Annotated in this window: 20 protein-coding genes and 2 tRNA genes; 6 read left to right on the top strand and 16 right to left on the bottom strand. The window is 62.7% G+C overall.

Features of this window, described 5'->3' with window-relative positions; all coding sequences use genetic code 11:
* Positions 1 to 27: 27 nt before the first annotated feature.
* The 6 genes from ACX80C_RS00110 to ACX80C_RS00085 all read right to left on the bottom strand — a co-directional run bounded on the left by ACX80C_RS00110 (position 28) and on the right by ACX80C_RS00085 (position 7,692).
* Entirely contained in the window at positions 28 to 987 is a 960-nt protein-coding gene (locus tag ACX80C_RS00110; protein WP_459324202.1) for an aldo/keto reductase, read from the bottom strand.
* Positions 988 to 1,004: 17 nt separating this feature from the next.
* The gene (gene ndk / locus ACX80C_RS00105; protein ID WP_459324201.1) at positions 1,005 to 1,421 is read right to left on the bottom strand and encodes a nucleoside-diphosphate kinase; all 417 of its coding nucleotides are present in this window, start codon (positions 1,419 to 1,421) and stop codon (positions 1,005 to 1,007) included.
* An 81-nt stretch (positions 1,422 to 1,502) separates the two neighbouring features.
* Positions 1,503 to 1,949 (bottom strand): DUF4233 domain-containing protein, encoded by a 447-nt coding sequence (locus tag ACX80C_RS00100; RefSeq protein WP_459324200.1) that lies wholly within the window; start codon positions 1,947 to 1,949, stop codon positions 1,503 to 1,505.
* Positions 1,950 to 1,958: 9 nt separating this feature from the next.
* Positions 1,959 to 3,344, bottom strand: a complete 1,386-nt coding sequence (locus ACX80C_RS00095) for a bifunctional folylpolyglutamate synthase/dihydrofolate synthase (RefSeq protein WP_459324199.1) — start codon at positions 3,342 to 3,344, stop codon at positions 1,959 to 1,961.
* A complete protein-coding gene (ileS, locus tag ACX80C_RS00090; RefSeq protein ID WP_459324198.1) occupies positions 3,341 to 6,622 on the bottom strand; it encodes an isoleucine--tRNA ligase in 3,282 nt (1,093 codons plus the stop codon). The genes ACX80C_RS00095 and ileS overlap by 4 nt, the downstream gene beginning before the upstream one ends.
* A gap of 311 nt (positions 6,623 to 6,933) precedes the next feature.
* On the bottom strand, positions 6,934 to 7,692 hold the full coding sequence (locus tag ACX80C_RS00085; protein ID WP_459324197.1) for an SDR family oxidoreductase: 759 nt from the start codon (positions 7,690 to 7,692) through the stop codon (positions 6,934 to 6,936).
* 74 nt (positions 7,693 to 7,766) lie between these two features.
* Between ACX80C_RS00085 and valS the strand changes: the two genes are divergently transcribed.
* Positions 7,767 to 10,403 (top strand): valine--tRNA ligase, encoded by a 2,637-nt coding sequence (valS, locus tag ACX80C_RS00080; protein ID WP_459324196.1) that lies wholly within the window; start codon positions 7,767 to 7,769, stop codon positions 10,401 to 10,403.
* A 95-nt stretch (positions 10,404 to 10,498) separates the two neighbouring features.
* On the opposite strand, the gene ACX80C_RS00075 is transcribed toward valS, so the two are convergent.
* The 6 genes from ACX80C_RS00075 to ACX80C_RS00050 all read right to left on the bottom strand — a co-directional run bounded on the left by ACX80C_RS00075 (position 10,499) and on the right by ACX80C_RS00050 (position 15,838).
* On the bottom strand, positions 10,499 to 11,119 hold the full coding sequence (locus ACX80C_RS00075; protein WP_459324195.1) for a mycothiol-dependent nitroreductase Rv2466c family protein: 621 nt from the start codon (positions 11,117 to 11,119) through the stop codon (positions 10,499 to 10,501).
* Positions 11,120 to 11,220: 101 nt separating this feature from the next.
* Positions 11,221 to 12,513, bottom strand: coding sequence for an ATP-dependent Clp protease ATP-binding subunit ClpX (gene clpX / locus ACX80C_RS00070; RefSeq protein ID WP_459324194.1), 1,293 nt, complete (start codon positions 12,511 to 12,513; stop codon positions 11,221 to 11,223).
* 185 nt (positions 12,514 to 12,698) lie between these two features.
* Entirely contained in the window at positions 12,699 to 13,373 is a 675-nt protein-coding gene (locus ACX80C_RS00065; protein WP_459324193.1) for an ATP-dependent Clp protease proteolytic subunit, read from the bottom strand.
* A gap of 42 nt (positions 13,374 to 13,415) precedes the next feature.
* On the bottom strand, positions 13,416 to 14,012 hold the full coding sequence (locus ACX80C_RS00060) for an ATP-dependent Clp protease proteolytic subunit (RefSeq protein ID WP_167995921.1): 597 nt from the start codon (positions 14,010 to 14,012) through the stop codon (positions 13,416 to 13,418).
* Between the two features lie 221 nt (positions 14,013 to 14,233).
* Positions 14,234 to 15,658 carry a trigger factor gene (tig, locus tag ACX80C_RS00055; protein ID WP_459324192.1) on the bottom strand — a complete coding sequence of 475 codons (1,425 nt, stop codon included), beginning with the start codon at positions 15,656 to 15,658 and terminating at the stop codon, positions 14,234 to 14,236.
* 106 nt (positions 15,659 to 15,764) lie between these two features.
* A tRNA-Pro gene (locus tag ACX80C_RS00050) sits at positions 15,765 to 15,838 on the bottom strand.
* 146 nt (positions 15,839 to 15,984) lie between these two features.
* Here ACX80C_RS00050 and ACX80C_RS00045 point away from each other — a divergent pair.
* A tRNA-Gly gene (locus tag ACX80C_RS00045) sits at positions 15,985 to 16,058 on the top strand.
* Positions 16,059 to 16,078: 20 nt separating this feature from the next.
* Here the strand turns inward: ACX80C_RS00045 and ACX80C_RS00040 are convergent.
* The gene (locus tag ACX80C_RS00040; RefSeq protein WP_459324191.1) at positions 16,079 to 16,972 is read right to left on the bottom strand and encodes an Fpg/Nei family DNA glycosylase; all 894 of its coding nucleotides are present in this window, start codon (positions 16,970 to 16,972) and stop codon (positions 16,079 to 16,081) included.
* The gene (locus ACX80C_RS00035) at positions 16,972 to 17,445 is read right to left on the bottom strand and encodes a ribose-5-phosphate isomerase (protein WP_459324190.1); all 474 of its coding nucleotides are present in this window, start codon (positions 17,443 to 17,445) and stop codon (positions 16,972 to 16,974) included. Before ACX80C_RS00035 ends, ACX80C_RS00040 begins: the two co-directional genes overlap by 1 nt.
* A 176-nt stretch (positions 17,446 to 17,621) precedes the next feature.
* Between ACX80C_RS00035 and pepN the strand changes: the two genes are divergently transcribed.
* Entirely contained in the window at positions 17,622 to 20,171 is a 2,550-nt protein-coding gene (gene pepN, locus ACX80C_RS00030) for an aminopeptidase N (RefSeq protein WP_459324189.1), read from the top strand.
* Positions 20,172 to 20,237: 66 nt separating this feature from the next.
* Entirely contained in the window at positions 20,238 to 20,732 is a 495-nt protein-coding gene (locus ACX80C_RS00025) for an OsmC family protein (protein ID WP_459324188.1), read from the top strand.
* On the opposite strand, the gene ACX80C_RS00020 is transcribed toward ACX80C_RS00025, so the two are convergent.
* Entirely contained in the window at positions 20,729 to 21,712 is a 984-nt protein-coding gene (locus ACX80C_RS00020) for an NAD-dependent epimerase/dehydratase family protein (protein WP_459324187.1), read from the bottom strand. The two genes, ACX80C_RS00025 and ACX80C_RS00020, sit on opposite strands and share 4 nt — an antisense overlap.
* 94 nt (positions 21,713 to 21,806) lie before the next feature.
* On the opposite strand from ACX80C_RS00020, the gene ACX80C_RS00015 reads away from it, so the two are divergent.
* Together ACX80C_RS00015 and ACX80C_RS00010 are read left to right on the top strand one after the other, a co-directional pair.
* Complete coding sequence (locus ACX80C_RS00015; protein ID WP_459324186.1) at positions 21,807 to 22,421, top strand: mechanosensitive ion channel family protein; 615 nt, start codon at positions 21,807 to 21,809, stop codon at positions 22,419 to 22,421.
* Entirely contained in the window at positions 22,418 to 22,891 is a 474-nt protein-coding gene (locus tag ACX80C_RS00010) for a globin (RefSeq protein ID WP_459324185.1), read from the top strand. Before ACX80C_RS00015 ends, ACX80C_RS00010 begins: the two co-directional genes overlap by 4 nt.
* A 25-nt stretch (positions 22,892 to 22,916) precedes the next feature.
* Here ACX80C_RS00010 and ACX80C_RS00005 read toward each other — a convergent pair whose 3' ends face one another.
* Positions 22,917 to 23,588 (bottom strand): hypothetical protein, encoded by a 672-nt coding sequence (locus tag ACX80C_RS00005; protein ID WP_459324184.1) that lies wholly within the window; start codon positions 23,586 to 23,588, stop codon positions 22,917 to 22,919.
* Positions 23,589 to 23,846: the final 258 nt, after the last annotated feature.

The following is a 23,846-nucleotide window of genomic DNA, read 5'->3' as shown; positions in this document are numbered from 1 at the left end:
TGCCGCCCACTCGAAGTGTGCCCGGCGTCAGTTTGCCGGGAAGATCCTGTCCAGCTCCTCAAGGTCTGCCTCCGTGGGAACCCAGCTGACGGCCTCCGCGTTCTGCCTGACCTGCTCCGGCTTTGTAGCGCCGGCGATGACGCTGGTCACGGTGGGCCGGCTCGCCAGCCAGGAGAACGCCACCTGGAGCTCGGTCAGGGAGCGGGCCCGCGCGTAGGCGCTGAAATCAGCCAGTTGGTCCCAATCCGCCTGGTCGAGCAGGTTTGTGCGGGAATGCGTCAACCGGCTCCCCGCAGGAGCGCTACCGGCCCCGTACTTCCCCGTGAGGAGGCCATTGGCGAGCGGGAAGTATGGCAGGAGACCGAGGCCGTAAGCGGTTGTGGCCGGGACAACCTCACGTTCCACCTTGCGTTCCAGCAGGTTGTAGTGGTTCTGCGCTGAGATAAACCGGGTACACCCGAGTTGGCGGGCAACGTACTCGGCTTCAGCGACCTGCCAGCCCGCGAAATTTGAGTGCCCGATGTACCGGACCTTGCCGCTCTGTACAAGGTGGTCCAGCGCGGACAGCGTCTCATCGATCGGCGTTGCGGCGTCGGGCGCATGGTACTGGTAGAGGTCGATCCATTCGGTGTTCAACCGTTTCAGAGAAGCTTCGACAGCCCGGATGATGTATCGACGGGAGCCGCGGGCACCCCAGTCCGGCCCGTTGGCGCCCTTCAGGTCGAGTCCAAACTTGGTTGCCAGAACGACGTCGTCCCGGTTGCGCCCCAGCGCCCTGCCGAGCATCTCCTCGCTCAGCCCGGGCGTCCGGCCGTAGGAGTCAGCGACGTCGAACAGGGTGATGCCCGCTTCAACCGCCGCGCTGATGACGGCGTTGGCGCCTCGTTGCGATTCCGACGGCGTCCCCGGCCGGCCAAGGTTGTTACACCCCAGGCCGACCACCGAAACGCTCAATCCAGATGTGCCAAGTCTCCGGTATTCAGTCATGCGCTCAAGCCTACGGGTCAGTTGAACCAGATGCCGATTTCCTTTTCCGCGGACTCCGCGGAATCAGATCCGTGCACGAGGTTCTGCTGCACCTTCAGCCCCCAGTCACGGCCGAAATCGCCGCGGATGGTGCCGGGTGCCGCCGTCGTCGGCTCCGTTGCTCCGGCAAGTGAGCGGAAGCCCTCAATCACACGCTCGCCCTCAAAGACGGCCGCTACAATGGGCCCGCTGAGCATGAACTCGACGAGGGGTTCGTAAAAGGGCTTGCCGACGTGCTCGGCATAATGGGCTTCGAGCTTGTCCCGTGTGGCGGAGACAAGCGACAAATCGACCAGTTTGTACCCTTTGGCCTCAACCCGCGCGAGGATTTCCCCGCTCAGTCCACGGGAAACGCCGTCGGGCTTGACCAGTACCAGGGTGCGCTCAGCACTCATCGAACAACCTCTTTCCACGTTGATGCGGCCAGCGTAGCCGGCCCGTTTCCACCGTTGACTCTACTAAACTCAGGTGGAGTCCTACGCGCCGTCTGCCTGCTCGGGGTGTGCGCGCTCCCATTCGGCCTGCTGCCTGTCGCGTTCCACGTTCTCGCGATCCAGCCGGGCGCCTGTCCTGATCCCGTACAGCCAGGTCAGGGCAAACAGGACTCCGACCACGAACATCATCGGCTCAGCGATTCCCGTCAGAATGATCAGCCCCTGCAGTATCCAGCCCAGGAGGATACCGTACGGTTTGGTCAGCAGCGCGCAGGAGAAAATCAGCACCGCACTCAGTCCCAGGCCAACTCCGAGGATGGCCCCGACGGAAATCTCGTCGCCGCGCAGCCCGAACACCACCAGAGTGGCGAAGAGCACCACGAACGCTTCAAGGAGCAGCACGGTGGAGGCGAACATCACCTTCACCGAACGGCGTTTCTTCGGCATGCCGGGGCGCCATTGACGCTGTGCCTTGGTCTGTCGAACCATCGCCGTCTCCTACTTGCCGAGCAGGGTGCGGGCTTCGCCCACCACCGTGATTGAACCGGTCACGAGAACTCCACCACCACCGAGATCCCCGTCTGCCTCGGCCGTCATGACTGCCCATTCGAGCGCATCGTCGAGGCGTTCCGCGATGTGTATGCGTTCATCGGCGAACCCTGCCGCGAGCGCTTCCCGACGCAACTCCTCCGGCGGGATCGCACGGGGCGAGGTTGACTGGGTGAGGCACACGTCCTCCAGGATGCCACCGAGTTCCTCGTGCAGCTCCGCAAGGATGGCACCGGCATCCTTGTCCCTAAGTACGCCGATCACCAGGACCAGCTTGCTGAACTCGAACGCCTCGTTGATGGCCTTGGCCGAGGCGCGGGCGCCCGCAGCATTGTGTGCCGCGTCGATCAGGATGCTCGGCGCCGTCCTCACGAGCTCAAGCCTCCCGGGAGAGGTCACCGACTCGAGCCCGGCACGGACGACGTCGGCATCGAGCTCCTTGGTGCCCCCGCCAAGGAACGCCTCCACAGCTGCAATGGCTACCGCTGCGTTCTGTGCCTGATGCTCGCCGTGCAGCGGAAGCAACACCTCGGAATACCTGCCGGCGATCCCCGTCACGGAGATTTGCTGGCCGCCAACAGCGATCCGACGCTCCTCCACCCCGAACTCCACTCCCTGGAAACGGAACTCGACACCGGCGTCACGGGCCCTCTCGAGGAGCACCTGAGCCGCGTCCTGCGGCTGCGCGGCGCTGACCAGGAATCCACCGGGCTTGATGATCCCGGCCTTCTCTACAGCGATGTCACCCGGGGTGTCCCCCAGCAGCTCCGTGTGATCGAGCGAGATCGGCGTCACTACTGCCACTGCTCCATCTCCCACGTTCGTGGCGTCCGTGATGCCGCCGAGCCCGACTTCGAGCACGGCAACATCCACCGGCTCATCAGCGAAGACCGCGAACGCAAGGATGGTCACGCACTCGAAATAGGTCAATCGGGGCTCACCCGCGGCGTCGAGTTCACCGTCGACGATCTCCAGGTAGGGGCGGATCTCGTCCCAGATCCGAACGAAGGTCTCGTCCGCTACCGGTTCGCCGTCGATACTGATCCGCTCCGTCACGCGCGTGAGGTGGGGACTGGTGTAACGCCCGGTTCGCAGGTCGTGTGCGCGCAGGATCCCCTCGATCATGCGTGCCGTGGATGTCTTCCCGTTGGTTCCGGTGATGTGGATAATCGGCACTGCCCGGTTCGGTTCGCCAAGGATCTCCATGACCCGGAACAGCGGAGCCATGCGCGGCTCCATCTTGTTCTCAGGTGCGCGACTCAACAGTTCCGCGTAGACGCTCTCGACCGAGAAGCGGTCGATGCCGCCGTCGGACTGGTTGCTATTCTCGCTCATGCCTGCCGCACCACCTTCACCACTACTCCATCCCCTTCGGATGACTCGCCCCTCACCAGCTCCAGTTCGGCGGTCAGGGTCTCCTGCTTGACCAGTTCGGCGTGCACCGAGAGGGCACCGAGGACCTCCTCCCCCGCCTCCACCGTGGTGAGGACGCGGTCACTGATATGAAGATCCGCATCCCGTCGCGCCTGCTGGATCGAGCGGATTACGTCGCGGGCTGTGCCCTCGGCCGCCAACTCGTCAGTGACGTCTGTGTTCAACACGAGGAAGCCACCGCCCGGCAGCACGCTGACCGCGGAGGAGGATCCGGCGTCGTCGTTCTCCACGACCGTCTCCAGTGTGTACTCGTTCGGCTTGAGATCGAGCCCTCCGGCGGTGACCGCGCCGTCGTCGTCCACGGACCAGTCCCCGGCCTTTGCGGCCTTGATCGCCGTCTGCACGTTCTTCCCGAGGCGGGGCCCTGCGGCCCGCGCATTGACCACGAGCTTCCGGGTGATGCCGAACTCCTCGGGCGAGGCGTCAGCGGAGTCGATCAGCCGGACCGACTTGATGTTCAGCTCATCCGCGATGATTGCGCGGTAGTTGCCTTCCAGCTCGCCTGCACCAGGGGCGACCACGGTCAGCTCGGCGAGCGGGAGGCGCACCCGGAGGTTCGCCGCCTTCCGCAGGCTCGAGCCGGTTGAACAGATCTGCCTGGTGCGGTCCATCCGCTCCACGAGGTCAGGGGCGGAAGAGAACGACGACGACGGCGCCCAGTCCGTCAGGTGCACCGACCTGCCGCCCGTAAGTCCCCGCCAGATCTCCTCGGTGACCAGGGGCAGCAACGGAGCCGCAACCCGGCACACAGCCTCGAGGCAGGTGTAGAGCACGTCGAACGCGTCGGTGTCCTCGTCGAAGAAGCGCTGCCGGCCGCGCCGGACATACCAGTTGGTCAGGGTGTCCAGGTAGCGGCGCAGAGATTCACAGGCGTCACTGATATTGAAGGCGTCGAGCGAGACTGTCATGTCCTCGACCAGGTTCCCGGTGTAGGCGAGAATGTAGCGGTCCAACGGGTCGGCCAGTGTCGAAGCCGCCTCGGCCGTCACGGTCTTGGCCTCGTAACCCGCGCCGCCGGCCGCGGCGTTGGTGTAGAGACGGAAGAAGTGCCACACGTTCCACAGCGGCAGGATGACCTGGCGGACGCCATCGCGGATGCCCTGCTCGGTCACGATCAGGTTGCCTCCGCGCAGGATGGGCGAAGCCATGAGGAACCAGCGCATGGCGTCGGAACCGTCGCGGTCCAGGACCTCGGACACGTCCGGATAATTCTGCAGGCTCTTTGACATCTTCTGTCCGTCCGAACCGAGGACGATGCCGTGGCTGATGACATTCTTGAACGTCGGGCGGTCGAACAGTGCGGTTGCCAGGATGTGCAGCGTGTAGAACCAGCCGCGGGTCTGCCCGATGTACTCAACGATGAAGTCGGCCGGGTTGTGGGACTCGAACCAGTCCTCGTTCTGCATCGGGTAGTGCACCTGTGCGTAGGGCATCGACCCGGAGTCGAACCACACGTCCAGTACGTCGGAGACCCTCCGCATGGTGGAGTTCCCGGAAGGGTCATCCGGGTTGGGCCTGGTCAGCTCGTCGATGAACGGGCGGTGCAGGTCCACCTCGCCGGCGGCGTTGAGCGGCAAACGGCCGAAGTCCCGTTCGATCTCCGCAAGCGAGCCGTAGACGTCGGTCCGCGGATAGGTGGGGTCATCACAGACCCAGACCGGGATCGGACTGCCCCAGTAGCGGTTGCGGCTGATCGACCAGTCGCGGGCGTTTTCAAGCCACTTACCGAACTGGCCGTCCTTGACGTTCTCCGGGATCCAGTTGATCTGCTGATTCAGCTCAACCATGCGTTCCTTGATCCTCGTCACCTCGACGAACCACGAGGACACTGCCCGGTAGATCAGCGGATTGCGGCAGCGCCAGCAGTGCGGGTAGCTGTGGACGTAGCTCGCCTGGCGGACCAGCCTGCCTGCGTCGCGCAGAACCCGAGTGATGGTCTTGTTGGCATCGAAGACCTGCAGGCCCACGATGTCGGCCAGCGGACCGTCTTCGAACATGGGAAGAAAACGCGCACCTTCATCGACCGAGAGGACAACCTGAATACCGGCCTCCTCGCAGATCCGCTGGTCCTCTTCACCGTAGGCGGGCGACTGGTGGACGATGCCGGTGCCGTCCGTCGTCGTCACGTAGTCCGCCACGAGGAAACGGAACGCGTTGCGGTATCCGCCGCGTTCCGGATCAACGAGGTAGTCCCAGAGAGGCTGGTATTCAAGGCCTTCGAGTTCAGTTCCCCGGTGGGTACCGACGACGACGGCGCGCGCCTCCTCGGCGGAGGCGTAACCCAGGTCCTTGGCGTACCCTCCCAACAGCTCCTCGGCGATGAGGAACCGACGGCCCTGGACCTCACCGGCGCCGGGAACGATGGCGTAGTGGATGTCCGGCCCGACCGCCAGCGCGGCGTTGGTCGGCAGGGTCCAGGGCGTGGTGGTCCAGGCGAGGGCTTCGACGCCGGCAAGCTCACGTGAGAGGGGGGTATCACCGGGAACGAGCGGGAAGGTGACCGTAACGGTCTGGTCCTGGCGGTCCTGATAGACGTCGTCGTCCATCCGCAGTTCGTGGTTGGACAGCGGAGTCTCGTCCTTCCAGCAATACGGCAGCACACGGTACCCGTTATAGGTCAGGCCCTTGGTATGGAGGGTCTTGAAGGCCCAGAGCACAGACTCCATGTACTCGACATTGAGGGTCTTGTAATCGTTCTCGAAGTCCACCCAGCGCGCCTGGCGCGTGACGTAGTCCCGCCATTCCCCGGCATACTTCATCACCGACGCGCGGCAGGCATGGTTGAATTTGTCGATGCCCATCGCTTCGATCTGCTTCTTGTCGCTCATCCCGAGCTGCTTCATCGCCTCAAGCTCTGCAGGCAACCCGTGCGTGTCCCATCCGAAGCGGCGCTCGACCCGGCGTCCGCGCTGGGTCTGGTAGCGGCCCACGAGATCCTTGGCGTAACCAGTAAGCAGGTGTCCATAGTGCGGCAGTCCGTTGGCGAAGGGAGGGCCGTCGTAAAAGACGAACTCATTCGCACCGTTCTCGCCGGCGTCGCGCTGGTCAATGGAGGCCTGGAAAGTACCGTCTTCATCCCAGTACTTGAGTACGCGCTGCTCAAGCTCGGGGAACCTTGGGGAAGCGGACCCGGAGACGGCCGGATCAGCGGCGCTGGCCTTGGGGTAGATCTGTGACATGGTACGTCCTGAAGCTGGCGAATGTGCGACGGGCAATGGTGGTTCGCTTGTGCAAGGACGGATTCCCCCTGGCCGAAGCCGTGGATGGACCCGTGGTACCACCTCGCTTGCCTCTCCCTGTTTCCCCGATCTTCACCGGACACCCAGGCACAGGCCGCTTCATGACTGCTGTGACGGGCTTACCCGTCCGGTTCTACTGGCCCCTGCACGGGGTTTTCTTCCGGAAGCTCACCGGTGATTGCCGGATCAAAGCTGCTGGCTCAATTCTAACGGCCGGCGTAGTTTTCGGCGAACCGCGCCGGTCAGCAGCACTAGTTGGTGCGTCGAATCACCTTGTGCGCGGCGGCCTGTGCAACCGGACGCACAACGATCTCATCCAGGTTGACGTGGTGCGGCACTGACACGGCATAGGTGACTACGTCGGCGACGTCCCCGGCCGTCAGCGGCTTCTCGACCCCGGCATACACGTTCTCAGCGGCAGACTTGTCACCGAGTCGGTTCAGGGAGAACTCCTCGGTGTGCACCATCCCGGGAAGAACCTCAACCACCCGCACGTTGTTCTCCACCTCCTCCAGCCTGAGTGCGCGCGTCATTGCACGTTGCGCTGCCTTCGCCGCGTTGTAGCCGGCGCCGCCCTCGTAGGAAGCTGTCGCCGCCGTCGACGTCAGGTTCACTACCGTGCCCTCGCCGTGTTCCCGCAGCATCGGCAGGAACGCGCGGGTCAACTTCATGGTGCCGACAACGTTGACCTCGTACATCCACTCCCAGTCTTCGGTCTTGGCATCGGCAACCCAGTCGGTGCCCCTGGCTCCCCCGGCAATATTGATCAGTGTGTCCAGCCCACCCGCAGCGGTGACCTGCTCCACGAGACGGGTAACGCCGTCGTCGTCGGTGATATCCAGCGCGACGGCGGTGGCGCCGGTCTGATTCGCCAAAGCGGCCAACCGTTCTGCCCGCCGCGCGACTGCCCAGACACGCCAGCCGTCCGCCGCGAGCCTCCGAACGGTCGCCTCGCCGATTCCAGTGCTCGCACCGGTTACCACTGCCGCCCTGCCCTGCTGGAAAGTCATACCCTCAAACTATCCGAAAGGCCGCGTGGAGCACACCCGCGAGCACCCGCGCGTCCGCATGGAACAATTGACCCATGGCACACAACAACGAGGGTACAGACACGCCCACAACCGCCCCCATCAACGTTCCCGAGAAGCCCGCCCTCGAAGGGTTGGAAGCCGCACTGAACAAGCGCTGGCGCGAAGAAGGAACGTATACCTTCAACCGTGAGACCTCCCGCGAAGAGGTCTACTCCATCGATACACCGCCTCCCACAGCTTCCGGATCGCTGCACGTCGGACACGTGTTCTCCTACACCCAGACCGACGTTATGGCCCGCTACCAGCGGATGAACGGTAAGAACGTCTTCTACCCCATGGGTTGGGACGACAACGGGCTGCCCACCGAACGTCGCGTCCAGAATTACTATGGTGTGCGCTGCGATCCAACTGTCGCCTACGACACCGGTTACCGGCCGCCCGCGCAGCCCGCCAAGAACCAGCGCGACTTCGACGTGATCTCGCGCCGTAACTTCATCGAACTGTGCGAGGAGCTGGCGGTTGAGGACGAATTGGTCTTCGAGAACCTCTTCCTCTCGCTCGGCCTTTCCGTGGACTGGAACCTGACCTACCGCACGATCGATTCGACGTCCCGCGCCGTGTCCCAGCGCGCGTTCCTGGCCAACCTCAAACAGGGAGACGCCTACCTCGCCGAAGCGCCTACCCTCTGGGACGTCACGTTCCGCACCGCCGTAGCCCAGGCCGAACTCGAGGACCGCGAGGTGCCGGGCGCCTACTACCGGTACCCGTTCGAAGCCGCGGACGGCACGAAGATCCACATCGAGACCACCCGTCCCGAACTGCTTGCCGCCTGTGTGGCGCTCGTTGCACACCCCGACGACGAGCGTTACCAGCCATACTTCGGGCAGAAGGTCACCTCACCGTTATTCGGTGTGGAGGTAGAAGTCAAGGCGCACGCGCTCGCAAAACCGGACAAGGGCGCCGGCATCGCAATGGTGTGCACATTCGGCGACCTGACCGACGTCACCTGGTGGCGCGAACTCGAGCTGCCCACCCGCGCCATCGTGGGCCGCGACGGCCGCATCCTCGCGGACATACCGGAGTGGATTACGACGACGACGGGCCGCGAGAACTACGCGCGGATCGCAGGGAAGACCGTCTTCTCGTCCAAGGAAACCGTGGCGGAGATGCTCACCGAGGCTGGGCTCCTTGACGGCGAACCGAAGAAGATCTCCCACCCTGTGAACTTCTTCGAAAAGGGCGACAAGCCACTCGAGGTGGTGACCAGCCGCCAGTGGTACGTCCGCAACGGCGGACGCGACGCCGACCGCCGGGAACGCCTCATCGCCCGCGGTCGTGAGATCGATTTCCATCCCTCGTTCATGCGCAGCCGGTTCGAGAACTGGATTGAAGGACTCAACGGCGATTGGTTGATTTCCCGCCAGCGATTCTTCGGCGTGCCGTTTCCAGTCTGGTACGCACTGGACGAGGCCGGTGAGCCGGATTATGAGAATCCGATCCTGCCCTTGGACGAGATGCTCCCGGTCGACCCGGCCGCCGAACCGGCGCCCGGCTACGACGAATCGCAGCGCGGAGAGCCGGGCGGATTTATGGGCGACCCCGATGTGCTTGACACCTGGGCCACGTCGTCGCTCTCGCCCCAGATCATCGGCGGCTGGTCCAGGGATGAAGACCTCTTCGCAGCCGTGTACCCGTTCGACCTGCGGCCGCAGGCACACGACATCATCCGGACCTGGCTCTTTTCCTCCGTGGTCCGTGCGGATTCGCTGCTTGATTCCGCTCCCTGGAAGCATGCGGCGATCTCCGGATGGATCCTTGATCCGGACCGCAAGAAGATGTCCAAGTCGAAGGGGAACGTTGTTGTCCCGACTGACGCCCTGGAACAGTTCGGTTCCGACGCCGTGCGTTACTGGGCAGCTTCCGCGAAGCTTGGGGCGGACACCGCTTACGAGATCGCCCAGATGAAGATTGGCCGACGACTGGCCATCAAGTTGCTGAACGCGTCGAAGTTCGTACTCAACCTGGGAGCTACTGAAGCCGACGTTGCTATCGGAAACGCCCCGGCCGTCACCAACCCGCTCGACCGTTCGCTGCTGGCCTCCCTCGACGAGGTCATCGCGCAGGCGACAGCCGCTTTCGGGAAGTACGACTATGCGCGAGCACTGCAACTGAGCGAAACCTTCTTCTGGTCCTTCACGGACGATTACGTCGAACTGATCAAGGACCGTGCTTACGGCAGTGTCGGGGAGGCGGAGAAGGCATCGGTACTTGGCGCGCTCGCAACCACGCTCGATGCTCTGCTCCGCCTGTTCGCACCGGTTCTCCCGTTCGCGACCGAGGAGGTCTGGAGCTGGTGGCGGCGGGGATCAGTGCATCAGGCGGCCTGGCCCGCTTCCGGGAACTTCGCTGCGGCAGCTTTGGAGGCCGACACCGGGCTTCTCCCAACGGTAGGCGCGGCCCTAGGCGGTCTCCGCAAGGCCAAGTCCGAAGCAAAGGTCAAGCAGCGCACCGAGGTGCTATCTGCCGTCATCACCGGTTCCGAATCGCAAGTGCGCCAGCTCGATGCAGCGCGCTCGGACCTCTGCGCCGCCGGTAACGCCAGTTCGCTCGAACTGCTGGTGCGCGATGGCGAATTGACGGTGAGCGACGTGCAGCTCGCGCCCAGCGAAGAAACCGGGAACGTCTCCTGACAACCTGCTGATGCGGCATGGTTGAGGCCCCCCAACGCACTTGCGTTGAGGGGCCTCAAACATTCTCCGGCCGGCTATCCAAGCCGGTTTCGGACTTAGTCGAAGGACGGGCTTGAGGTGCGGGAGCGCTTGAGTTCGAAGAATTCAGGGAACTCGGCCATCATCACGGCACCATCGAAAATGCGTCCCGCCTCCTCGCCCCTCGGGATGCGGGTCAGGACAGGTCCGAAGAAGGCGGTGCCGTTGAAGGCGACAACAGGAGTTCCAACCTCGTCGCCGACCTTGCTGATCCCTTCCTCGTGGGAAGCGCGAAGGGCGTCGTCGTACTCGTCGGAGGACGCATGGTCGGCAAGCGAGGCTGGGAGGCCCACCTCCGCAAGCGATTCGCGGATCACTGCCTGGTAATCCTTGTTTTCTCCGTTATGAATGCGTGTGCCCATGGCGTCGTAAAGCTTCTTGATATTGTCTTCGCCGTGAAGTTGCGCAGCCGCGATGATGACGCGCACCGGCCCCCAGGCCTCGTCCATACCCTTCCGGTAATCCTCAGGCAGATCGCGTCCTTCATTCAGGACCGAAAGACTCATGACGTGCCAGGCCACCGAAACGTCCCGAACCTTCTCGACCTCGCCGATCCAGCGTGACGTGATCCAGGCAAACGGACAGATGGGATCAAACCAGAAGTCTGCGGTCTTGGTGGTTTCAGCAACAGCGGTCATAGAGGAATCTCCTTGGTCGCAGGATTAGCAGGTCACCCGATCGGTGCCATCTCTGATGCCAACCCACGCTGATTCGGCAGTATTCCCCGACGGTGTGCGGACTACGCGGACTTGTTACGCCGCTTCGCGACGACGTCGTGCGAGATCAGCGTGGGCTCCGCGGTCTTGTCGACGACAGCTGCCGTGATCACCACCGTGGCGATGTCCTCGCGGCTAGGAAGATCGAACATCACCGGGAGCAGCACTTCTTCCATGATCGCCCTCAGGCCACGTGCACCCGTGCCACGCTCCAGTGCCTGATCAGCGATTGCTTCGAGCGCCTGTGGCTCGAACGTCAGTTCCACCCCATCCAGTGCAAACATCTTCTGGTATTGCTTGATCAGTGCGTTCTTCGGCTCAGTAAGGATCTGCATCAGGGCGGGCCGGTCCAGGTGGGTGACTGTAGTAATGACCGGCAAGCGGCCGATGAACTCCGGGATCAGGCCGAACTTGAGCAGGTCCTCGGGCATCACGTCGCCGTAGCTTGCTTCCTCGTTCTTGAGCGAACTCAGCGGCGCTCCAAAGCCGATGCCCTTGCGGCCTGCCCTCGAACCGATGATCTCCTCAAGGCCTGCAAATGCCCCCGCGACGATAAACAGCACGTTGGTGGTGTCGATTTGAATAAACTCCTGATGCGGGTGCTTGCGCCCGCCCTGCGGGGGCACCGACGCAACGGTACCTTCAAGAATCTTCAGGAGCGCTTGCTGCACGCCTTCGCCTGAGACATCGCGGGTGATGGAGGGGTTCTCACTCTTGCGCGAGATCTTGTCTATTTCATCGATATAGATGATTCCCTGCTCGGCCTTCTTGACGTCATAGTCGGCGGCCTGGATCAGTTTGAGCAGGATGTTCTCTACGTCCTCACCGACATACCCGGCTTCAGTAAGGGCAGTGGCGTCAGCGACAGCGAAGGGGACATTCAGTCGGCGTGCGAGGGTCTGGGCGAGATAGGTCTTGCCGCACCCGGTAGGTCCGATCAGGAGGATGTTCGATTTGGCAATTTCAACATCTTCAGCCGGTGCCGCATCAGAGAGATTGGCTGACGCGCGCGGCGTGTGACCGGACTGGATGCGCTTGTAATGGTTGTACACGGCCACCGCCAGGGAACGTTTTGCCGGCTCCTGACCAATGACGTACTCCTGCAGGAAATCGAAGATCTCCCGGGGCTTTGGCAATTCGAAGGTGCCCAGATCGGCTACCTCAGAGAGCTCTTCCTCAATGATCTCGTTGCAGAGTTCGATGCACTCGTCGCAGATATATACGCCCGGCCCGGCGATAAGCTTCCGGACCTGCTTCTGGCTTTTGCCACAGAAAGAGCACTTGAGTAGATCGGTGCTCTCACCAATGCGAGCCATGTGTCAGTCCCCTAACGTGGTCCTCAGTGTCGCTTTGAGTCTTCGGCCGCTACCAGCAGCTGCTGATGGGACGGTCTCCATGCGTCGACTAAGTTCCACTCTAGGCCACTTGGTGCTGTGAATCAGCAACCTCACACCCCGTGGCCCTCCGCCGATGCGAAAGGTCACGGGGGTGTGAGCGTAAGTTACGGCTTATTGATCTTCGGAGGCGTGATCTTGCGGGAGGTCAGCACCTCATCCACCAGACCATATGCCTTGGCGTCAGCTGCAGTCAGGATTTTGTCACGCTCGATGTCAGCGTTGACCTGCTCCGACGACTTTCCGCTGTGCAACGCCAGCGTGTCTTCGAGCCAGGTACGCATGCGCATGACCTCATTCGCCTGAATCTCGAGGTCGGATGCCTGGCCGCCCTGACCGCCGCCCAGCGCAGGCTGGTGAATCAGCACTCGCGCATTGGGGAGGGCGAGCCGCTTGCCCGGAGCTCCGGCAGCCAGCAGCACTGCGGCAGCACTTGCCGCCTGGCCCAGGCAAACTGTCTGGATTTCGGGCCGGATGAACTGCATCGTGTCGTAGATCGCCGTCATGGCGGTGAAGGAGCCGCCGGGAGAGTTGATATACAGCGTGATGTCGCGTTCAGGGTCAGTGGACTCCAGAACCAGGAGCTGTGCCATGACGTCATCCGCAGAGGCGTCATCAACCTGCACGCCAAGGAAGATAATGCGGTCTTCGAACAGCTTGGTATAAGGGTCCTGGCGCTTGAAGCCGTAGGGTGTGCGCTCCTCGAACTGCGGCAGCACGTAGCGGCTGGTGGGGAGCTGTCCGGCGCTGCCCCCGGCTTCGGTGTGAAAACTGTGGTTCATTGTGCCTCCTGTTATCAGGTTAGGGAAGTGGGACGGGAGCGGTCAGTCGCGGCTTGTACCGCCGCCGCCGGAAACGGAACCGGCGTGCGCCGAGATGTGGTCGAAGAACCCGTACTCCAGTGCGTCCTGGGCGGTGAACCACTTATCCCTGTCATTGTCCTTGAGAATTGTCTCCACGCTCTGCCCGGTCTGTTCCGCAGTCAATTCCGCCATGACCTTCTTCATATGGAGGATCAGCTCCGCCTGAATGCGAATGTCGGATGCTGTTCCGCCGATACCGCCCGACGGCTGGTGCATGAGGATGCGTGCGTGCGGCGTGGCATAACGCTTGCCCTTGGTGCCGGAGGAAAGCAGGAACTGCCCCATTGAGGCCGCCAGTCCGGTGGCAACGGTGACCACATCGTTCGGGATGAACTGCATGGTGTCGTAGATGGCCATGCCTGCTGTCACCGAGCCGCCCGGAGAGTTGATGTAGAGGAAGATGTCCTTGTCCGGATCTTCCGCCGACAGGAGAAGCAGCTGCGAGCAGATCGCATTGGCGTTCTCGTCCCTCACCTCGGAGCCAAGCCAGATGATGCGCTCCTTGAGGAGCCGGTTATAGATGTAGTCGTCACGGCTGGCCGGATCAACAGTTGCCATGGTCGGGATGGTGGGTTCGGTTGCCATTGCTGATTGACCTCTCACTCAGGTTTATCTCTCACTGGACACTAACCTGTTTGACGGCGTGTTTGCTCCCGCTCCAACAGCTGTTCGCTGACGGCGCATCAAGCATCGGACATCACCGCGGACGCTTTTGAAACATCACTTAAACGCGCAGTGCCGCCAGCTACTTGAGCTGACGGCACCGAATGCGCAGGGCGTTAGGACTTCTTGGTTTCCGCTTCGTTTTCCGTTACGGACTCCTCGGTTCCGGCGCCGTTCTCTGCAGCGTCACCGGCGTCGGATGAAGATGCTTCCGCCGCATCCTCCGGTGATCCCGACTCGTCAGCACCTGCAGGGCGCACGAAATCAGTCAGGTCCACAGTCTGACCCTCACTGTCGGTAACGACGGCGAGTTCAAGTACCTTCGCGAGCGCCTTACGACGGCGGACCTCGCCCACAATCATGGGAACCTGGCCGCTCTGGTCAAGCATTTGCGCGAACTGGTTGGGGTCCATGCCGTACTGGCTCGCTGAGCTGACAATGTAGTCAATCAGCTCGTTCTGGCTGACACCGATTTCTTCCTTTTCAGCTACAGCGTCGAGAACGATCTCGTTGCGGAAAGCCTGTTCGGTGTTCTTACGAATCTCCTCGCGGTGCTCTTCGGTGTCGTGATCCTCCGCAGCCGAGTGGCTGTTCTCGGAATTGAAGTGCTGCTCGAGCTGGTCCTCGATCACGGAGCCGGGAACAGGGACCTCCACGAGTTCCAGGAGCTTCTCCAGAACCTTGTCCCGGGCCTCGACGCCCTGCTCTACAAGCTTGTCTTCGGCCGCACGCTTCGCCAGATCCTCGCGCAGCTCACCGATGGTGTCGAACTCGCTGGCCAGCTGCGCGAAGTCGTCGTCCGCTTCTGGGAGTTCGCGTTCCTTGACTGCCTTTACGATCACGGTGACCTGGGCGTCCTTACCTGTGTGCTCGCCGCCGGCAAGCTTTGTCTCGAAGGTTGCCGATTCTCCCTCGCTCAGGCCGGTCACTGCCTCATCCATGCCTTCCAGCATGGTCCCGGACCCGATCTGGTAAGAGATGTCCGCTGCGGAATCGACGTCCTCGCCGTCGATCTTCGCGGTCAGATCGATGGTCAGGAAGTCCCCGTCGGCTGCGGGACGGTCCACGTCCTTGAGCGTGCCGAAGCGGCCGCGCAGCTCATCCAGTGCCTTGGTGATGTCTTCATCGGTTGCCTCGGTTGCCTCAACGGCGACCTTGAGACCGGAATAGTCGGGAAGCTCGACCTCCGGTCGAATGTCCAGTTCAACTGTGAACAGGAGCTGGCCGTCCTGGGCGGAGGGATCAGGAACCTCGGTGATTTCAACCTCGGGCCGGCTCAGCGGACGAATCTTCGTCTCCTGGACGGCGTTCTGGTAGAAGCCGTTCAGTCCGTCGTTGATTGCCGTCTCGATGACGTAGCCGCGACCCACACGCTGGTCGATGAGCTTGTTGGGAACGTGGCCCTTGCGGAAACCCGGAACCTGCACCTGGCCGGCGATGGTCTTGTAGGCAGCTTCGATGTTCGGCTGGAGTTCCTCGAAAGGGACCTCCACGTTGAGCTTCACTCGCGTGGGAGTGAGATTTTCGACAGCGCTCTTCACAGCCTAGTACTCCTGAATGATAGGGATCGGTTCTGCACCGGGTATACACATCCCGCGTAGGATTCTGCACAGTTTCAATACATGTTCTGCACCGTCTAATACAGAGTCGGGGTGACAGGAGTTGAACCTGCGACTTCCTGCTCCCAAAGCAGGCGCTCTACCAAGCTGAGCTACACCCCGTAAGTGCAGAGGCAAGTCTACGAAAGAAAGTGCTCCGTTGCACATTTGGAAATTCGAGCCGCCTTATGATGTAGTTATATCCGTTCCGGCCCATGGCAGGCCCGCGGCGCTTCAAACCGCACGGAAAGCATAGTTCAGCCGGTTCCGGGGATGTAGCTTAATGGTAAAGCCTCAGTCTTCCAAACTGATTACGCGGGTTCGATTCCCGTCATCCCCTCCACTTCCTCCCCGAATTCCGCCTTACGCAGCCTGACAGCGCGGACACCAGTACAACTTGCGGGCACCCATCTCGCTCATCGAGACACTCGTGTGGCAAATTCTGCAATCAAGCCCGGTCCTCTTGTAGACGTAATGCGCGTCATCCACGGGAACGAGGCCGCCATCGGCAACCGGCCTGGAGCGATGGCTGGGCGCCGTCGTAATAATCCTGCCGATTCGGACTCCGTCAGCCATCAGGACTTCGAGGTCAGCCCATAGGGCGAGGGCTTCCTCTTCGCCGAGTGAGAGTCCTGCCAACCATGGATTGATTCGACGCCTGAAGAGCGCTTCGGCCCGGTAGACGTTTCCGACGCCGGACACCACAGCCTGATTCATCAGCGACAGACCAACACTGGTCCGTGTCCGGCGTATCCGTGTAACGAACTCGGTGGCGTCGGAGTCCACGTTGAGCGGATCCGGACCCAGCTTGGCGACGACGGCGGCACGCTCGCCCGGCGTAATGACCTCACAAGCTGTGGGTCCGCGAAGATCGGCCCAGCCGCTGTCCGACACCAGCCTGACCCTCACCGCGCCAACCGGTGCCGGCGGACCCGCATAGCCGCCGTCGTCGTCGTCGCGACTTTCCTGCTCACCTATCCGCCGGGGCGCACCGATGCTTGAGGCCCCACGGAACGAACTGTCCCCACCGAAGCTCCACGCTCCATACAGTCCAAGGTGGACACGCAGCACGAGGTCGTTGTCGAACTCGAGAAAGAGTTGCTTGCCGTGAGCGCGCGCGTTCGTCAGGACGGTCCCGTCGATGCGTTCGGCTCCAGCCTGGAAGCGGCCCTGCGGACTGCTCACCGCCAGCTGCTTGCCCGCAAAAACCGACTCGAACTGTTGCGCCAAGCGGTGGATGGAATGACCTTCGGGCACTATGGGAGGACTTCGCCGGTGGTCTCGTAGGCGGCGATCTTGCTGATGCGCCGGACATGGCGCTCGGCACCGCTGAACGGTTCGGCGAGGAAGGCCTCAACGATCTCCGTGGCCTCCTCCAGGGAGTGCTGGCGTCCACCGAGCGCCACGACGTTGGCGTCATTATGCTCGCGGGCCAACCTTGCGGTATCCAGGTTCCACGCCAGCGCAGCCCGCACGCCGCGCACCTTGTTCGCCGCGATCTGTTCGCCGTTGCCGGAGCCGCCAAGCACAATGCCGAGGGAGTCCAGTCCGCCCAGTTGGTCATCGACCACAGCGAGGGCTGCGTTGATGCAGAACGCCGGGTAGTCGTCCTCGGCGTCATATTCGGCGGGGCCGTGGTCCACCATCTCGTATCCCTTGCCACTGAGGTGGCGGACGAGGTGGGCACTGAGTTCCATGCCGGCGTGGTCGGTTGCGATGTGAACGCGCATGTAGAAGATCCATTCGAAAGAGCGTGCATTTCTTCGACCTAAGAGTACTTGCTGGCTTGGCCGGCGCCCGCAGTCCCGGATGGTGAAGGGGCGCGGTTGACGCGTAAGGTGGGTCACACCGCACCATTCCGCGGCCAGATCCACCCCCCACTCTCGGAGGCAGCACCTTGCCAGGTATGAACCTGACGCGGGACGAAGCACGCCAGCGCGCGGCCACAGTCAGCGTCCACAGCTACGCCATCAACCTTGATCTCACCCGTGGCGATTCCGTTTTCGGCTCGACGACCGTCGTGTCCTTCGACGCCGAACAGGGTTCGTCGACCTTCATCGACGCAGTCACCTCCGCGGTGCACCGCGTCACCCTCAATGGCGTTGACCTCAACGTCGACGATGTGGCCGACGGCGTCCGCATCCGGCTCGACAATCTCGCGGCGTCTAACGAACTGGTTGTCGACGCCGACATGCTCTATATGAACACCGGTGAGGGCCTTCACCGGTTCGTGGACCCGGTGGACAACGAGGTCTACCTGTACACCCAGTTCGAAGTGCCTGACTCACGCCGCGTCTTTGCGGTGTTCGAGCAGCCCGACCTGAAGGCAACCTTCCGTTTCACCGTGACGGCGCCGTCGCACTGGGACGTCATCTCCAACTCACCCACGCCCGCGCCGGTCGAAGCAGGCTCCGCAGAGGACGGCGGTGCCCGCTCAACCTGGGCCTTCGAACCGACCCCCGTACTCTCCTCGTACGTGACGGCTCTCATCGCCGGACCGTACCAGGCGGTACGCAGTGAGCTGACCAGTTCGGACGGCCGCACCATCCCGCTGGGCGTCTTCGCGCGAAAGTCCCTGATGCAGCATCTGGACGCCGAGAACGTCTTCAAGCTCACGCGCCAGGGCTTCGAATTCTTCGAGACACAGTTCGGCACGCCGTACCCCTTCGAGAAGTACGACCAGCTGTTCGTCCCCGAGTTCAACGCGGGCGCCATGGAGAACGCCGGAGCCGTCACCTTCCTTGAAAGTTATGTCTTCCGCTCCCGGGTCACCGAGGCCACGATCGAACGCCGGGCCATCACCATCCTTCACGAGCTGGCACACATGTGGTTCGGCGACCTCGTTACCATGCGCTGGTGGAATGACCTGTGGCTCAACGAGTCCTTCGCTGAATTCATGTCCACACTCGCCTCGGCCGAAGCGACCGAGTTCACCCAGTCATGGACCACCTTCGCTTCGCTTGAGAAGGCGTGGGCGTACCGCCAGGACCAGCTGCCGTCCACCCACCCGATCGTCGCTCCGATCAACGACCTCGAGGACGTGCAGGTCAATTTCGACGGCATCACCTACGCCAAGGGCGCCTCAGTACTGAAGCAGCTCGTTGCCTGGGTTGGGCAGGACCATTTCATGCAGGGGGTGCGTGAGTACTTCTCGAAACACGCCTGGTCGAATACCGAACTCTCCGACCTGCTGACGGAGCTGGAAAAGGCGAGCGGCCGGGATCTCAAGGAATGGTCCGCGCAGTGGCTGGAAACAGCCGGCGTGAACACCCTGCGTGCCGACATCGGTTACGACGACGGCGTTATCACCTCCTTCGCTGTGCTGCAGTCGGCTATCGCGGACTTTCCCACAATCCGGCCGCACCGGCTGGCGATCGGCTTCTACAACCTCAACGACGATGGAAAGCTGGAGCGTTCCCATCGGGTGGAGCTCGATGTCGCGGGCGAAAGCACTGACGTGCCGGATCTTCTCGGCCTTCGACGCCCGCACCTCGTGCTCCTGAATGACGATGATCTCGCCTATGCGAAGATCCGCCTCGACGAGCACTCCCTGCGCACGGCAACCCGTCATCTGAAGGACTTCAGCGAATCGCTCCCCCGGACCCTGGTGTGGGCTTCGGCGTGGGATGCTGCGAGGGACGGTGAGACACCCGCACGCGATTATGTCGAGCTGATCCTGCAGAACATCGCCTCAGAATCGGACTCCTCCGTGGTTCTGGTGCTGCTGCGCCAACTCGCAACCACGTTGACGTTCTACGTCAACCGGGATGACCGTCAGGCTATGGAGGTCGCGGCGGCTGACAGCCTGTGGGATCTTGCACGCGGAGCTGCTCCAGGATCCGACTCGCAGCTCCAGTTCGTCAAGGCATTCGCCGGACATGCGCAGACCGGCTCCCAGCTGGACACGGTCGCGTCCATGCTGGACGGTTCGGAAGTACCCGCGGGTCTTGCCGTCGACGCCGATCTCCGGTGGGAGTTGCTGACCTCACTGGTGGTAGGCGGGCGCAAGACGCAGAGGGACATCGACGCCGAGCTGGAACGGGACGCGACCGCCACAGGTGCACTGGCCGCTGCCCACGCAAAAGCAGCCATTCCCACAGCGGAGGGCAAGGCCGCCGCATGGGCAGCCATCGTTGAAAGCTCGGACATGCCCAATGCGGCGCAACGTTCTGCCATTGCAGGTTTCACCCGGGTGCATGACACTGCCCTGCTCGAGCCTTTCGCCGAAAAGTACTTCGCCGCTGCAAAGGATGTCTGGGCCACCCGCACACACGAGATTGCTCAGCAGATCATCGTGGGACTGTATCCGGCACGCCAGACCAACCAGGCGACACTGGATGCGACGGAGGCCTTCCTGGGTACCCTCGACACCGATCTCGCGTCGCTGCGCCGACTCACGCTGGAGAATCGGGACGGGGTGGCACGCGCACTCCGGGCGCAGGCCGCAGACAAGTAAGTACGCCCCTACAGATTGCCCGGGATTGGTAACCCTGACCCCGGGCAATCGGTGTACCTTGAGCGTATGAACCTCTCCGAACACCATTACCGGGTGGATGTCGTCTGGACCGGAAACCGCGGGGAGGGAACCACCAGTTACCGGTCCTACAGCCGCGACCACAAGGTGTCTTCTGCGGGCGTACCGGAGATCGAAGGTTCCGCTGACCCGACGTTCCACGGCAACGCGGCACGCTGGAATCCCGAGCAACTACTCCTTGCCGCTCTTTCCCAGTGCCACATGCTGTCCTACCTGCACATGGCGGCGAAGAACGACGTCGTCGTGGTCGGCTACGAGGATGCTGCTGAGGGCGTCATGAGACTAAACCCAGATGGAAGCGGCGAATTTGTGAGCGTCACCCTGAAGCCGCGCGTCACTATTCAGGGCGCCACGGGCAAGCACACCGCGCAGTCCATCCACCACGACGCCGCGGCCGCCTGTTTCATTGGACGCTCAGTGAATTTTCCGGTCCGGCACGAACCAGTTGTGCTCGTCGAAACGGTTGAAAGCGGGCAACGCTAGGAAACCGCCGTTTGTCCGACCAGCCGTTGCTCTGTCTCCGGCGTGAGGCCCGACTTTCTTTCCCGGTCGAGACCGCGGTCCAGCTCATCACCGAGCACTTCCCCGATGGTCTCCTCCACCGGGCGCAGGATAAGTCCACTGCGAAGTGCAGCAGCAGCGGAGCGCGTTGCAAACCCGTCGAAGCCCTCAGGAAGCCAGTGCGGCAGCGAGTCGGGCCCGGCCCAGTAGGATACGCCTTGCCGCGCCAACCACGATGGCGCGCACCAACGGAACTCGCCGGCGAACTCCGTGATCACTCCAACTCTCGCAAGCAGGTCTCCAAAGGATACTGACGGTCCCAGCGCGTTGAAGGTACCGGTCAGGCCCGCTTCAGCCGAACGAACTATCCAGGCGGCAAGATCACGTACGTCGATGGTCTGGGTAGCAGCCTTTCTGATGTCCGGTGCGATCACCGTGCCGCCGCGTGCGAGCCGGGCGGGCCAATAACCGAAGCGGTCGCTTCCGTCGCCCGCCCCGCAGATCAAGCCGGGACGAACGATGTGTGCACGATCGCCCAATGCCCTTGCGTAGATCTGCTCGCAGGCGACCTTCGCCTCCCCGTACTTCTCCCTCGGCGCCGGCCCCTCGCCGTCGTACGCTGAGAGAATAGCCGCCGACTCGTCCTGTCCCGGCGTGCCCTGGTCTGCATACACAGAGCAACTGGACACGAACGTCCAGTGCCCCGCATCGCTTCCCAGCGCGGTTGCGGCTTCCCTGGCGTGCCGGGGCTCGCTGGTCACGTCGACGACGGCGTCCCACTTCTCCCGCAGATTGCTGTAAGCATCCGCACCGTCCCGGTCCCCTCGGACGAAGCGGACTCCCCGCGGTGGAGAACCGTGGATTCCGCGGGCGAAGCAGGTAACGTCCAGGCCCGCCTGCAGCGCCGCTGCAGCCACCGCACGGGAAAGGAAGACGGTGCCACCCAAGACCAGAATGCGCATACAGCCAGCCTACGACGGTAACCTTGACCTGCCCGAAGAACCGCGGGCTTCCATTGCGCAACTTGTCGGCGCGCTTTCAGTGAGAGGTGTCCCTATGCAGTTCCTGGACCAGCTTGGATACGGCGGGAACGTGATTGCTGCCGCATTGATTCTGCTGGCCGCGTTCCTCCTCTGGCTCGCGCTCCGTGTACTGATCAACCGCTCGGTTCGGCGGGTCAAGAACGGTTACGAGATGTTCAAGAAGCCACATTTCCGGTGGGCTCACCCGGTGCTCCGCAACCTCGACCACAAACGGCGGGAGCAGCGCGCGGAGACCATAGGTGCCTTGCTGCGCAGCGTAACTGCCGTGACTATCGCGGTCATCGCCGTAATGACCGCTCTCGGGGAGCTGGGCGTGGAGATCGGGCCTATCCTCGCGAGTGTCGGCATTGTGGGCATCGCGATCGGCTTCGGCGCCCGCGAAGTGATCCGTGACGCCTTTCTTGGCTTCTTCATCACGATCGAGGATCAGTACGGCATCGGTGACACGATTGAGATCGGCGACACCGTAGGAGTGGTTCAATCCGTTGGGTTGCGTATCACCCGCCTGGTCGATGAGAACGGCGCCATCTGGTACGTCCGGAACGGTGACATCATGAAGGTGGGCAACAGGTCCCAAGGAAACTACGTTGCGCCCGTAACCGAGGATGGAAAGGCTGAAGCCCCGTGAGTGATCAAACACCGGGACAAATTCCCATACCCTCCCGATTCGGGGAGCCGATAGCCCGGCTGACGCCTGTTGGACCACGCTTTGACCAGCCCTCCTACACCGACAATTTCTACGAAGCCGTGGGCGGCCACGAGACGTTCGTCCGTCTGGTGGACGTGTTCTATGACGGTGTCGCGGGTGACGAACTGCTCCGGCCGATGTACCCCGAAGAGGACCTCGGGCCGGCGAAGAAGCGGCTGCTCCTTTTCCTGGAGCAGTACTGGGGCGGCCCCAAGGCCTACGGTGAGCAGCGTGGCCACCCTCGTCTGCGGATGCGCCACCAGCCGTTCCAGGTGACGCCTGTGGCCCGTGACCGCTGGCTGGCGCATATGCGTGACGCCGTCGATTCGCTCGAACTTTCGCCGCTTCACGAGGCCACACTGTGGGATTACCTCGAGCGCGCGGCCCATTCCATGGTGAACTCGGCCTAACGCAGGATGATCACCCGAGCTGTGTTCAGAGGACGGCGGCGCGCCGAACGAGGATGTGCCCGCCCGGGGTACTGAGCCTTGTCCAGCGCCCGTTCGTGAACACGTTCGTCTGCGTTCCGGGCACGCAGAAGCCAAGTGCAAAAGCCCCGAATGCGGCCCCGGCGGGAAGCCCCGTTGAAACCTCGGCTACATTGCGGCCCCACACTGCTCCGCGGGCGTTGTTCACGATGATCGCTCCGTGGTTGCTTGGTACGCTTTGGGCGATCTCGCGAATTCCTTCCCGCGCATGATCGAGCAGGGCATCCGTTGGAACCGTACCGGCAGGGCGCCACCCCGAGCGCGGCGGCAGCACTCCGGCCCAGGTCTCGGTCACCGTGGTGGGAGGCACAGACAGGACGAGGTCGCCGTCGTCCATGCGCGCGAGACGGTCAGCCACCGATGCAAGAGCGACAGTGGTGTCGAGCCGGCTTGCCGCGACCAGGGGCATGGTCCGCAGGCCCAGGACGGTGGGAGTTGCTTCGCCGAGGATCCGTGGTCCGAGAATGCAGACGTAGGCCGCAAGGACGTTCGATGACGCCTGCAGTCGGACGGCCCCGTCTTCAGCTGCCCGCGCACGCCCCACAAAGGTCCTGAGGTCGGAAACCACCTGCGGGTCGGGAAAGGCGAGCTCGGACGTGTTGGTGGAGAGGCTGGCCATATCGCAATCCTCTCATCCTCCCGGCAGCCGAAACCATTTCCTGTGACCTTCCGTCCCTCGTTCGTCCTGTCAGCACCTAGTGTCCTGCGCCGTAAATTAGTTCTATAAGTTGTAGAATGGGGTATGCCACGAACCGGTCGCCCCAAAGCCGAACTGACACTGACTGATGATGAACGCCAGACCCTGACCCGGTGGGCCCGTCGTGCCAAATCATCACAGGCGCTGGCTTTGCGCTCGCGTATTGTTCTGTCCTGCAGT

It is taken from the genome of Arthrobacter tecti (assembly GCF_054511355.1).
This window is presented reverse-complemented; position numbering and strand designations above follow the sequence as displayed.